The 13,006-nt window shown below is 60.6% G+C and carries 11 protein-coding genes; 2 read left to right on the forward strand and 9 right to left on the reverse strand.

Annotated features, from left to right (window positions below):
• Nucleotides 1-36 precede the first annotated feature (36 nt).
• From NKH93_RS09170 to NKH93_RS09205, 8 genes are all read right to left on the reverse strand, one after another.
• Nucleotides 37-1,500 (reverse strand): lipopolysaccharide biosynthesis protein, encoded by a 1,464-nt coding sequence (locus tag NKH93_RS09170; RefSeq protein ID WP_352969966.1) that lies wholly within the window; start codon nt 1,498-1,500, stop codon nt 37-39.
• On the reverse strand, nt 1,497-2,783 hold the full coding sequence (locus NKH93_RS09175; RefSeq protein WP_352969969.1) for a glycosyltransferase: 1,287 nt from the start codon (nt 2,781-2,783) through the stop codon (nt 1,497-1,499). The genes NKH93_RS09170 and NKH93_RS09175 overlap by 4 nt, the downstream gene beginning before the upstream one ends.
• Nucleotides 2,784-2,853: 70 nt before the next feature.
• Entirely contained in the window at nt 2,854-3,933 is a 1,080-nt protein-coding gene (locus tag NKH93_RS09180) for a glycosyltransferase (RefSeq protein ID WP_352969971.1), read from the reverse strand.
• A 31-nt stretch (nt 3,934-3,964) separates the two neighbouring features.
• A complete protein-coding gene (locus NKH93_RS09185; protein WP_352448451.1) occupies nt 3,965-5,296 on the reverse strand; it encodes a UDP-glucose dehydrogenase family protein in 1,332 nt (443 codons plus the stop codon).
• A gap of 85 nt (nt 5,297-5,381) precedes the next feature.
• Nucleotides 5,382-6,248 carry an endo-1,3-1,4-beta-glycanase ExoK gene (exoK, locus tag NKH93_RS09190; RefSeq protein ID WP_352969973.1) on the reverse strand — a complete coding sequence of 289 codons (867 nt, stop codon included), beginning with the start codon at nt 6,246-6,248 and terminating at the stop codon, nt 5,382-5,384.
• 131 nt (nt 6,249-6,379) lie between these two features.
• A complete protein-coding gene (locus NKH93_RS09195) occupies nt 6,380-6,781 on the reverse strand; it encodes a hypothetical protein (protein WP_352469921.1) in 402 nt (133 codons plus the stop codon).
• 269 nt (nt 6,782-7,050) lie between these two features.
• Nucleotides 7,051-8,073 (reverse strand): glycosyltransferase family 2 protein, encoded by a 1,023-nt coding sequence (locus NKH93_RS09200; RefSeq protein ID WP_352469920.1) that lies wholly within the window; start codon nt 8,071-8,073, stop codon nt 7,051-7,053.
• A gap of 456 nt (nt 8,074-8,529) precedes the next feature.
• The gene (locus tag NKH93_RS09205; RefSeq protein ID WP_352469919.1) at nt 8,530-8,850 is read right to left on the reverse strand and encodes an exopolysaccharide production repressor protein; all 321 of its coding nucleotides are present in this window, start codon (nt 8,848-8,850) and stop codon (nt 8,530-8,532) included.
• 558 nt (nt 8,851-9,408) lie between these two features.
• Between NKH93_RS09205 and NKH93_RS09210 the strand changes: the two genes are divergently transcribed.
• Nucleotides 9,409-10,086 carry a sugar transferase gene (locus NKH93_RS09210; protein WP_352969975.1) on the forward strand — a complete coding sequence of 226 codons (678 nt, stop codon included), beginning with the start codon at nt 9,409-9,411 and terminating at the stop codon, nt 10,084-10,086.
• 207 nt (nt 10,087-10,293) lie between these two features.
• The gene (locus NKH93_RS09215; protein ID WP_352969977.1) at nt 10,294-11,505 is read left to right on the forward strand and encodes a polysaccharide biosynthesis/export family protein; all 1,212 of its coding nucleotides are present in this window, start codon (nt 10,294-10,296) and stop codon (nt 11,503-11,505) included.
• 125 nt (nt 11,506-11,630) lie between these two features.
• On the opposite strand, the gene NKH93_RS09220 is transcribed toward NKH93_RS09215, so the two are convergent.
• The gene (locus NKH93_RS09220; RefSeq protein ID WP_352969979.1) at nt 11,631-12,902 is read right to left on the reverse strand and encodes an O-antigen ligase family protein; all 1,272 of its coding nucleotides are present in this window, start codon (nt 12,900-12,902) and stop codon (nt 11,631-11,633) included.
• Nucleotides 12,903-13,006: the final 104 nt, after the last annotated feature.

Consider the following 13,006-nt stretch of genomic DNA (forward strand, 5'->3'; position numbering starts at 1 on the left):
TCGGCAGGTGAGCTTTTGAGGCCGGTGATTGCCGGCCTAGCGGGCGTTGCGCATGGCGCTGGAAAGCGTGGTGAACAGGGCGCTGCGCGACTGGCGAAGGGCGAGCATGAGGACCAGGCCGATCGAATAATTGAGGGCACCCGCCAGGACCACCGCGAGCAGGTCTGACTGGCTGGTCAGCGATGCCGGCAACTCGCGGTACACGGACCAGGCAAGCAGCGACGACGCGATGAATAGTCCCTGCATGACCAGGAAGTCGGCTGCGGTCACCGGGCCGACCCGGTGGACAAGAACGGCAAGTACCGGGACGCGCAGCACATAACCGCTGATCGCGTAGGCCGCCGCGACACCGACGGCGCCCCAGTGCAGGCCGATGATGAAGGCGGCGACCGTCGTCAGCGACGAGTAGATGCCCCAGTGGAACATGGTCTTGGTCTTGCCCTGGCAGATGAAGATCCAGCCGGTGGTGCTCGAGACGGACTGGATCAGGCTGGCGATGCCCAGCCAGGCGAAGATCGGCGCCACCGCCGTCCAGCGCTCGCCGAAGAGAAGCCCGACGACCTGGTCCGACGTCAGCGTCAGCGCCGCGATGCCGGGCATAGTGATGGCCGCCAGCATCCAATTGGTTCGCACATAGATGTCGCGAAACCGCGCCTTGTCCTCATGGATGCGACTCAGCAGCGGCACCATCACGCGTGTCAGCGGCTGGTTGATATTCTGCAGCGGAAACAGCAGGAGCTTGTAGGCGCGGTCATAATAGCCGAGCTCGATCGCGCCCGAATATTTTCCGATCAGGATGTTGTCGAGATTGCGCGAGAAGAAGTTGGCCAGATTGAAGCCGGTCAGATTGGCGCCGAAGGACAATATGTCGGTATCGACCTTCAGGTCCGGCCGCGACGGCGTCCAGCGCGCCACCTGCCATGCCGCGGCCAGCGCGACAACAGCCGAAACCGCCGGGCCAATGACCAGCGACCAGTAGCCCAGCCCCGCATAGGCGGCGATTGCGGTAGTCGCAAGTCCGGCAGCGGCGGTTATCACGTCGTTCAGCGCGAGTTGGCCAAAGCGCAAGTGACGGTTCATCAGCGCCAGCGGCACCGCGGCGAGGCTGCCAAGCAGCAGCGGCAAGGCAGAGCCGAGGGTGATCCCGACCATGCGTTGATCGCCATAGAAAGCAGCGATGGCGGGCGCCAGGCATGCAACCACCACGGCACTGCCCATCCCCACCAGCGCACTGATCCAGAATACCTGGTTGAGCTGCTCGGTGCTGATATCCTTGCGCTGGACCACAGCCTGTTGCAGGCCAAGATTTTGAAGCAGCCCGACAAAGGCCACGATCGGCCCGACGGAAGCCACTAGGCCGAAATCCTCGGGCACGAGCAGACGGGCAAGCACGATGACCGAGAGAAACTGGATCGCCATCTTGAAGCCTTGCGCGCCGATCGTCACCATGCCGCCGCGCAGGGCGACGCGACCGAACTGGGGGGGCGGGTTGGCGTTCATGCCGGCTGCCTGGCTTCGGCCAGTTGAGCAACGATCTGCGCAAAACGTTCGTTGAGTACGTCCGCGTTGAAATCCTGCTCGATCTTGCGGCGCGCCGCATATGCGATGCGCTCGCATTTGTCCGGGTTCTCTGCCACCCAGACAAGCTTGCGGGCCAACGCCGCAACGTCTCGCTCCGGTGCGAGGAAGCCTGTCTCCTGATCCTCGATCAGTTCGGGGATGCCCGAGTGATAGGTGCTGACGACGATCAGCCCGGCGGCCATAGCTTCCATCAGCGCCACCGGAATACCCTCGAGATCGCCGTCTCGCGCGGCTACGCTAGGCAGCAGGAATACGTGGGCATTGCGCAGGCGCTGCTTGACCTCGGCATGCGGACGCGGCCCGAGGAAAGTCACCCGGTCGGCAATGCCGAGATTTGCGGCGAGCTTCTTCAAGTCGTCCAGCAATTCGCCGCCGCCAATCACCGAATAGACCCAGTCGCGCCGCGGCAGGCTGGCGAGCGCCCGAAGGGCGAATTCGATGCCCTTCTTTTCGGTCAGCCGGCAGACCGAGATGAAGGACAGCGTGTCCCGGTCCCAGGAACGCCAATGGTAGCCGATCTCACCGGGCCGCACGCCCATATGGTGAACCATGACTTGCGCCGGGGGTGCGCCGACGCCGATCAGGGCATCGCGGAAAAACGCGTTCACCGGGAGCTGGAGAACGCCCTTGTCGAAGACAACCTTGTAGCGCGTGAGCGTGTTGTCATGCAGCGGTTCGCCGACATCGCGGCCGTGGAATATGGTCACCAGCGGAGCGGAAATCCGGCCTCGTTTCATGGCGCGGGCGACGCGCATGCCGTTATTGCCGAAATGCGCGACGATCACATCGGCGTTCTGCAACTTGCGCGCAAAAGCGATGTCGACAGCGGTCGAGAGCTTATCCCAGAACCTGCCCGACCATCTCCTGAGCGTCGGGCGAAAGCGCCCCAGCCCGCCCCACCAGCAGACGACCTTGCCAGGGAGAGCCTGCCAGCGGCGATCGTCTATGTTGCTGTCCTTGCCGAAGGACGTCTCGTTGCAGACGACGCCGACTTGCATGCCGCGCTCGAGGCACCCTTCTATCTGGTCGAGGACGAAGGTCTCCGACAAAGAGGGGAACTTATCAACTACGAAGCAAATCTTCATCGAATGGACGATCTTTCGAGGCCGGTCGGCGATCTGCTCGCGCGGATGAGGGATGACGCCCGTCGCCGCCGTGCGAGGCGCCTCAAGCGTCTGGTGTTGTGCGTGTCGTTGTCCCAAGGCAGCTCCCACCCTGGTCAGGCGCGAGAGCCGGCTTTTAGGCGACATGCATGGCTTTGGACGAAATACATCAGGCGGCACGCTCCAGCGCGCCTTGCCTGGCGCGGTCGAGAACGCCGAGAAAAGTCGCGAACTGGCTGTCGGGGTTCATTTGCGGCCGCTCCGAAAACAGCTGCGCCGCCGCCGACAGACGGTCGTACTCGGCCTTGTCGCTCCATAGTCGCCTGACCGCGGCGACCCAGTTGTCGAGCGGTGCGTCATGGTCGAGCACCACGCCGCCGGCGCCAATCGCTTCCGGCAGGCCGCCGCGACGGGACCCGACGACTGGAATGCCGCTGCAATGGGCCTCGGATGCCACCCGCCCCCAGGCCTCTTCCCATTTGCTGGGCGCCAGCAGGATCTTGGTGCGGCCATAGACCGTCTTCATGTCGCTGGTGCGGCTTTCCAGCCTGACGTTGCGCAGCGGGGCGATGATCTGTTCGATCTGCGCCCGATGGTCGTCGTCGAGCTTCCAGCTTTCGACGAACAGGAACGGAATTTCGGGGCATTGGCCGGCGATGCGCACGGCGAGTTCGAACCCTTTTTCGTTGTAAGGATTGATCAGCGTGACGAATTCACCGGTGGTCGGCGTGCTGTAGAGCCCGGGATTGATGGTCGGCGGGATCACGGTCGAGTCGATGCCGAACCTTTCCTTATAGGTGCGCGCAGTGAATTCGGAATTGGCGATATAAAGCGCCGAATGCAATTCGCGCAGGTCGCCGGCCAATTCGTGGAATTCGACGTTCCGCAGATAGACCACCAGCGGTATTCCGAGCGCCTGCAGCGCCTTTCCGATCGGCACCGATTTGTGGCACTGCACGACGGCGACATCGGGATCGAGCCGTTCGACCGCGAAGCGCGCCGCCTCCCAGGGAAACCATGCCCGCACGACCGGATAGCCGGGATAGCTGTCGATGACCGCTCGCTGGCGAAGCAGCTTCATCTTGGCGCGCGCCTTGAAGCCGAACATGCCGTCACCGAACAGCGCCGCCAGAACCGAGGCGTCATGACCGTGCTCGCGCAGCTGCTCGACCAGATGATGCGTGCTCGACTGAACGCCACCGCTGAACTGCGGCGTGTAGCCGTTACCGCCCGCAAACAGAACTTTCATGGACCTGGCTCCTTGCTGGACCGCCCTAGCGTCACGCCGCCATTCTGCCGATGCTGTGGTATTCGATGCCGTGGCGGGCAATGACCTTGGGGTCGTAGAGATTGCGTCCGTCGAAGATAACGGGCGTGGTCAGCGCGTTCTTCAGCGCATCGAAAGACGGCGCGCTGAAGCTTTTCCACTCGGTCACGATCAAGAGCGCATCGGCGCCTCGCAACGCGGCCTCCTTGGTGCCGCACAGTTGCAGGTCATCGCGGAGCCCGTAGATCGCCTGGCATTCCTGCATCGCCTCGGGATCGTAGGCCTGGACATTGGCACCGGCGGCCCAGAGCGCTTCCATCAGCGTGCGGGCCGGGGCCTCGCGCATGTCGTCGGTATTGGGTTTGAAGGCCAAGCCCCACAGCGCAAATGTCTTGCCTTTGAGATTGCCCTTGAAATAGCGGTCCACCTTCTCGAACAGGACCGACTTCTGCTGGTTGTTGCGCTCCTCGACGGCACGCAGCAGCTTGGCGTCGAACTTGACGGCCTCGGCGGTCTTGATCAGGGCACGCACATCCTTCGGGAAACACGAGCCGCCATAGCCGAGGCCCGGATAGATGAAGTGGTAGCCGATCCGCGGGTCGCTGCCGATGCCCTTGCGGACTTCCTCGATGTCGGCGCCCAGTTGCTCGGCCAGGTTGGCCATTTCATTCATGAAGCTGATCTTGGTCGCCAGCATGCAATTGGCCGCGTATTTGGTGAACTCGGCACTGCGCACATCCATGACGATCATCTTTTCGTGGTTGCGGTTGAACGGCGCGTAGAGCTCGCGCATCACCGCCTCGGTGTCCTCGTTGCTGGTGCCGACGATGATCCGGTCGGGCTTCATACAGTCGCTCACAGCGGACCCTTCCTTGAGGAATTCCGGATTGGAGGCGACGTCGAAAGCCAGATCCTCGCGCCCGCGCGCCTTCAGCGTTGCGGCGATCCTGGCCTTTATCCTTTCGCAGGTGCCGACGGGCACGGTCGACTTGCCGACGACGATCTTGGGCTCGTCCATCTCACGACCGATGGCCTCGGCGACGGCCAGCACATATTTGAGGTCGGCCGAACCATCCTCGCCCGGCGGCGTGCCGACGGCGATCATCTGGATCTGGCCATGCTTGATCGCCGCGGCGGCGTCGGTGGTGAACTTGATGCGGCCGGCGGCATGGTTCTCCTTGACCATGTTTTCGAGCCCAGGCTCGAAGATCGGGACATGACCCTGGTTGAGCCGCTCGACCTTTTTTGCATCGATGTCGACGCAGACCACCTGATGGCCGACTTCGGCAAGCACCGCCGCCTGTACAAGACCGACATAGCCGATTCCAAAGACAGTCAAATTCATTCGGTTTCATCCCTGTTCAAGGCTTCGGGCCTGTTCGAGCTTCGGTTTTCCGACCACCTTCGGCCCGGCCGGTTCAGATGCGCTTCTAGTTTGTCTTGCATGCCAGCGATTCGGGGAATTGGCAGGGCTGGCCAAGTGCAGTGAATGCAACACGATCCACCTGCATGGTGAGCTTGCGGCCCGGATCCGAGAACGGCCCCATCCAGCCCTTCATCGTATCGCTGCCCCACAGGCTGAAATAGATCCTTTGCGAATGGGTGGGCAGCTTCGCCGGATCGGTGATCTCGTGGACAAGCTTGCCGTTGACGTACCAGCGCAGCCGGTCCTTTTCCCAGACGAAGGCGTAGTCGTTGAAGGCCTTGTCGGTGCCGCCGGCGACGTCGACCAGTTTCTCGTTCTTGCCTTTGCCGGCTATGTAGGCATTGACCTGGACCTTGGACGTGTCCTTGGTCAGCACCTCGAAGTCGATTTCATCATGCGGCTGCTTGTCGGCATCGCCGACGAAGCTGAAGAATGCCGCGTTGACGCCAGAGCCCGTGTCGGTCTTCATCCGCGCCTCGTAGGTGCCGTAGCCGAAGCGCTGCTTGGTCTGGATCTCGGCGCAGGCGAATTCGCGATCCTTCAGCTTGCGCTTCTCGAAACCGAGCGTCAGCATGCCGTCGGAAAGCCCGATCAGGCTTTTGGACCAGGTGCAGTTCTGATGCTTGCCGTTCGTCCAGCCGTCGGAAATGTACCAGCGCGCGCGACTGAGGCTGGTGAAATCATCGACAAAGGACGGCGCGGTTGGGAGATCCTGCGCGCCGGCGGGCACCAGGCCCGCAACCAGACTGCCGAGAACGACCAGCAGAAACGCGCCGTCTGAACGGAGCCGCCGCAGCTTGCCTGGGATCGGGCGCGTGAACGGGGTGCCTCGGGTTGCCGGGGCGGGCGTGCTTTTAAGATCTGCGTTCATATCAAACTCACCTTGTGCTGTGCGCCCCCAAAGCGATCGTTCGAACCGTGACGAAACAACCTGATCTTGACCTCTGTCGCTCCCAAGCTCCGTGTTGTGCCTAAAACCATTGCGCCGACCCGGGTGTTCGCTCAGCCTGTGCCGGAATCGGCGGGCTTCACAAAATCGGTCCTTATGTCGGGACCGTTCTGCCGCTTCTCTTCGAAGATTTCATCCAGCGAATGACGGAGATCCTTCATCTTCTGCATCTGGCGCGACAGCGCTGCGATGCGCCGCTCGCAATTCAGGATCGACCTGGTCAGTTCGCCGACTTCGGAAGACCTGCGAGAGGAGACCGTTCCGTTCTCCATCGCCTCAACCAGAAAGGCGGCATTGGTAGCCGTTGTCCTGTAGCGGTTCTCAAGGCCGCTCTTCTCCGCCTCGACTTCGGCCGAGATCTGGTCCAGCAGCTTTGCCAACCGATCAAGGCGCGAGGTGTCGGTCTGCGTGTCGCGCGCCGGATCTCTCGACCGGAAGCGAAAGATCGAGGCCATGCAGTCAGCGCCCCATCATCGTCGAGCTGGTGAACGGCCTTAGTGCCCGTCCACATTCAAAAGACATTTCTTGCATCGTCCAGCTCCTCCGACAGGGTATGTCTCGGGCCAGTTCGGTTGGCCGTCCAAAATTGCTGCACCGCAACATAGATTGCCATTCCCTGCGCGCATAGGCAACCACCTAGATCGTAAACTCATGAATCTCGTTGAAATGGTGCGAGCCGACCGAAGGGTAAGGGAGTGGCTACCGCCATCGCACGTTGACGTGCCTAGCTTTCGTTGGCCGTGCTGGTTCCGGCCATGAGGAAGCGCAGCGGCGGCACATGCTGACGCTTCGCAGCGAGACCAGCGCGGCGAAACAGCGCATCCAGCTTGTCGGAGGCAACGCCGCGGACGACGGCTGTGAGGTTGGACGAGCCGGCCAAGGCGTAGGCCGCGGCCGGTGCCAACCCGCGCTCAGCCTTCACGTCTAAAAACTTCCGCAACCGGTATTTGTCGCGGATGTGCCGCTCGTGCCTTCTCAGCGCAGCCTTCGATGCCTCCGGCAAACTGTCGATCGCAAGCAGTGCCAGGTCGGCATCGGCCAGATGCTTCAGGTCCTGGGTCTTGTGCCGTCCGCTCAGCGAATCGGCGCGCACGATCGCGCCGTAGCCACAGGATTTGATGACCTTGAAGCGCGCGCCAAGGGCAACCGCGCGCGCATAGAGTTCATAGTCTTCACCCAGGCGCAGCTTCTCGTCGTAGCGCAGCCCATGCCGATCGAGGAAGGCGCGGCTGATCACGGGTTTGAGGAACCCCAGTTCCCCTCGTTGCACACGGCGCCTGGAGATGTTGGCGTCGATGAAACCCTCGAAATCGAGGAATTCCGGCTCGGGCGAGAACGGTGGAGCCACGATTTTCGAAACGTCGGTTGCCGCGTCATCCCTGACAAGCATGATGTTGTCTGCGGCGAAATCCCAATCGGTGCTGGCGAACAGTCTGTGAAACCTGCCTTCGAAAAAGAAATCATCAGCGTCCAGAATGCTGATGAACGGCGACCTGGAACCGGCAATCGCGGCGTTGCGTGCAAAGGATGGGCCGCGATTGGCGTCGAAGCGGATGACGGAAAGACGGCCCGTGCCGTCGCCGGCCGCGTGGGCGACTTTCGCGGTATCGTCGGTGGACGCGTCGTCGACGACGACAACCTCCGCAACCTCAGGCTCGCGTAATGCCGATGCAATGGCAGCCGGGATTGTCCGCGCCGCATTGCGGGCGGCGATGATCACGCAGACCTGGAATGATGTCATAGACATGCCTCTCGGTTGCAGAAGCCGTTGCGGATTTCCTCGCCCCGTCCGCTCAATGCCCCACCGCCCATCCTGAAAATGCATCGGCCCAAACGCCTATGCTGCAAGTGCGAAGCAAGCATCGCCAAAATCATCGGCGCCGTCCAGTTTTTCATTTTGCTGGGTGTCATGGCCCGGTTGGGTAGGCGGCGAGCCTCAATCGGGATGGCTCCAGAAATGCGCCGCTTGGCAGAGCCGTTCCTACACGCTCCATCAGAGCGCTCAACTGGCAGAAACCAGTTGCTGATCCTCGCCGACCGGACGGCGGCGGGGCGGAGCGAGCGCGTCGAGGCCCGCAGTGTCAAGGAATTGAAAGAACAGGAATGCCGACTGCCCGTGTCGTTGAGGTGAGCAATTCGTCAGGGGACCGGCGAGCTTAACCACAGGTCACATGGACATCGCAGACTGCGGCCAGGCCCGAAATCAGTGAAGGCCTCTCCTGGCGCTGAGTTTCTCGGCTTCGGCCGCTTCGTTCGAACTCAGCTTTCGTTCAGCGTCGCGGATTTTGTCGGCCGGGGTCGGGGCATTTCTGGCAACCATGGCAAAGACCAGCAGAAAATAACCCAGTTGGATGACTATAGCGCAGCCGATGACACGAAACAGCGTCGTACCGAGCGAGGCGCCGCCTAAATAGGACCAGACGATCACGATCGCCAGCGCAAAACACATTCCGATAATGAACTTTGGCAGTGACATACCCGATAGCCCATCAACCGGCTCGGGAAAAAATGTCGACAAGCCCACCCCGAGCACCTCCCTTAAACTCTGCGAGCTTATTTAGGTTGCCCGCTTCTGGCCGGTTGCTTCCGGCCTAGCCCAATCTGTCCATAGTCCGACAGAAACAATTTGCAACTCTATTGAGCCGCGCAATAGGCGGCAAGGGCAGCTGCGCAATAAATTTTAAACGAATCCTCGGGATCGACTCTGCCATGGTGCAACGCACACGTCGGCATCACCACTGATTGCCGGATATCGACTCACTCCAGTAAGATTTATAATATTGAATAGTATTTTAGCATAACATCAGTCATTATCTTGAAATTCTAAATGACGGCAAAGCTCCACAGGAGGGTATAAAGAGCGATTCGCCTAAAATCAGCCCCAAAATTGGACTAGTTTTTCCAAAATTGCCCATAATCTGTCTCTTTTGCGACATAAAGGCGAAATTTTGTGCAGGACGAGTTTATTATTTAGTCAGTTCATGACGCGACTATTACAGCCGTCTGGGAAATTGTGTGTTGCGCTGCAACATTTTTTTGGTATCGTGCGGTAAACCATCCGTTCAACGTATGGAGTTTACGCATGAGGGACGTAGCCAAGCCGGCCGATGCGGATTTTTCGCAGGCCGGCGTCGATTTTCCGCCACCGATTGGCGGCCTGCTCAAACGCAGCTTCGATATTGTCGGTTCGTTGATCGGCCTGGTCGCTCTCAGCCCGCTGTTCGTGATGATAGCGCTGCTTATCAGGTTTTCCGATGGCGGGCCGATTTTCTATGGTCACAGCCGGATCGGCCGCGGAGGACGGATTTTTCCGTGCCTCAAGTTCCGCACCATGGTTCCAGACGGCGAGCGGGTGCTTGCTGCCTATCTCGCCGCGAATCCGGAGGCCAACGCCGAATGGATAGCGACCCGCAAGTTGAAGAACGACCCGCGGATCACGCGCGTCGGAGCGGTGCTGAGGAAGCTCAGCCTCGATGAGTTGCCGCAGATCATCAACATCCTGCAGGGGGATATGAGCCTGGTCGGGCCTCGTCCCGTGGTGCGCGATGAGCTGGAGATTTATGGCAATTCGGCCGTCTATTATCTTAAATCGCGCCCCGGCCTGACAGGGCTGTGGCAGGTCAGCGGACGCAACGATGTTTCGTATGACAGCCGCGTCGCATTCGACAGGCACTATGTCGAGAACTGGTCGATGTTCGAAGACATCCGCATCATCATCAAGACCGTACCCGCGGTCTGGATGTCGCGAGGCTGCTACTGACGGCCGCTTGCTGGCCGTGCATCGAGGAGCGACTGTCCAGAATTCGGGCCTGGAACTCAGGCCCCTAACTCAGGCATCGGCAGCTCATCGGGCGGGGCAAACCAGATCGGAAACGCTCAGTTGAAAGCAGATATAATCGATATTTTTTGCACCGGTATTCTCTCCAGACGCATGCGGCGAGTACGGCTTTTGACGACTTGCCTTACAATGGCGACCGGCCTGACGCTGTCGCTAGCCTTGCCACAGTTTGCCTTCGCCGACGACTATCGCCTAGGAGCACAGGACAAGCTGACCATTCGCGTGGCGGAATGGCAGACCGTCGAAGGCACGTTCCGTGACTGGTCGGCCATCAATGGAGAATACACGGTCGGGCCCGCTGGAACCTTGTCGGTTCCCTTCGTCGGCGAGATGCCCGCATCCGGCAAGACGACTTCGGAGATCGCCGCATCGCTCGGCGAGGCGCTGCAGCGCAAGCTCGCTCTGGCCGACAAGCCGGAGGCTTCCGTCGAAATGGCACAGTACCGGCCATTCTACATCTCCGGCGAGGTGCAATCGCCCGGCCAGTATCCTTGTGTGCCTGGGTTGTCCGTGCTGAAAGCGATGAGCATTGCCGGCGGAGCCCGGCGGAACCCGGAGAGCGGGCAGCGCTACGACCGCGACCTGATCAATGCGAAGGGCAATTTCGACGTATTACAAGACCAATTGGTCAGGCTGACCGTCAAGCGCGCCCGCATCGAAGCGGAACTGGCGGACAAGCCGGCATTCGCGATGCCGAAAGAGGTGGCCGACGATCCGAAGCTGCCCAGCATCGTCGCCGATGAGACGGCGATCCTGGCGGCCGACCAGAAGAAACTCAAGCTGCGCTTGCAGGCGCTCGACGATTTGAAGGCGCTGCTGCAGAGCGAGATCGATTCGCTGCAGAAGAAGATCGTCAACCAGCAGAAGCAGGTTGATCTGGCGAAGGAGCAGCTCAACGGCATCGGCTCGCTGGCGCAAAAGGGCCTGGTCGTCAACACGCGGGTTTTGAACTCGCAGCAAACGATCGCCGACCTTGAAGGCCAGATCCTGGATTACGAAACGGCGATTCTCACGGCCAAGCAGTCGATCAGCAAGGCCACCCAGGACGCCATCGATCTCGAGAACACCCAGAACTCCAGCCTCGCGACCGACCGGCAACAGACGGAAGCCGATCTCAACGAGGCGACGCTGAAGCTGAATATGGAAAAGGCCTTGATGTCCGAAGCCTTGTCGGGCAGCCCCATGCCGCAATTCTACGGCAACAACCAACCAGCGGCCTTGTCATTTTCCCTGGTGCGGGTGGTCGACGGCAAGACCAGCGAAATCACCGCCGATGAAGACACGCCGGTGCTGCCAGGGGACGTGATCAAGGTCAAACCGGCGCCCCTGGCCATCCAGTAGCTTCTTTCCACCGGAGCAAAGCACCAACCCCGCAGGCAGCGGTCTGCGGGGTTTTTGCGTTTGGGATCTTATGGGTCAGAAAACAAGGCGGCCTTCGGGCAACGAACCGCCTGGATCCGCCCGCTCTAGCCTCGCACGGCGTCCGGTTCCTCGAGATGGTTCACGGCGCTCCACCGGGAAGGAGCGACGGCCGGCACCCTCACCAGCTTGAAGTAGCTGTAGTACAGCAGGAACGATCCCATGATGTAGGGATTGAGGGTCTCAACCTCGACGAAGGATCGGATGAACAGAAGCACCATGACGCCGGCAAGAATCACGGAGTCGGCTTGCCATGTCCTGAATATCAGCGCCGAGACGTGACCCCAGAGCGTGCGCAGGATGATCAGCGAAAGCAGTGTCGCGCCGACGAAGCCGAGTTCCACCAAGGTCTCGATGTAGGTGTTGTGGAAGTGGAAGCCGCTTCGCGCGGCGATATAGAATTCGTTCCACAGCCGCTCGGCCTCGGAGAAGCCCTGCACCCAATAAGCCGCGTAGCCGACGCCGAGGATGGGCGATTGCTGCGCGGCATTCCAGCCCTGTTGCCAGAGGTAGGTTCGTCCGGTGAGCGTCGAATCCTTGCCGAAAAGGCCAAGGACAAAGTCCATCAGCCCGAGATTCAGCGCAATCACGGTGCAGGCGACCAGCCCGCCCGCACCGATCATGAAAATCACCCGGCGATGGCGGAGCGAAAGCAGCTTGCCGATGGAAAGCAGGGCGACCAGAGCGAGAACCGCGGGGGTAGATGCCATCGAAGTGGCGGAATGCGACACCACCAGCAGATAGCCCGATAGAAGGACAATCGGTACGATCAACAAACAGCTTATCCGGCCGCGCCTGAGAAAGGCCAGGTAGACAACGCAGAAATAGATGCCAAGCGATGCGACAAAGCCGATCTGGTTCTTGGAGCTGAACGCGCCGACGAAATTATACGTCCCATCGAGAACGTCGTAGGAATAGCTCGCGACCTTGAGCGAGTAGAGCAGGACGACGAAAATCCCGATCAGGGCGCCTATGGTCAAGGTCCGGACGCTGACGGTGCGCGCGGCAATGTAGGCGCAGGCGATATGGGAGCAATATTGGACGGCCGTTCTTGCCGTGGTGCCGGGAGCCGCCGACCAGAACACCGAGAAGCAGACATAGGTTGCAAAGGCCAGCGGAAGCCAGGCGCTGGAAGCGTGCCTTAATATCTTGCGGTAGTCGACCAGGATGAGCGGTAGCCAGACTGCATAGTAGGCCAGGATCATGGCCTGGCCGAAAATGGTCGAGTAGGAAAACGCCCAGATCGAGACGGCAACGGCAAAGCTGCCATAGACCGTGTTCTTGTCCGGATCGATCAACAGAGATTTTGGAATCTTCATCTCGATAGCGGTTTTCCGTCCTTGCAGCTCAATGCCGATTTCATGGGCCGCTCGTGGGCCGATTCGTCGGATCGATGGGAGCCTCGCCTGCAGGCGCTCGCATT

This window comes from Mesorhizobium sp. M0954, from assembly GCF_040319155.1.
In the GTDB taxonomy this organism is placed as follows: Bacteria; Pseudomonadota; Alphaproteobacteria; order Rhizobiales; family Rhizobiaceae; genus Mesorhizobium.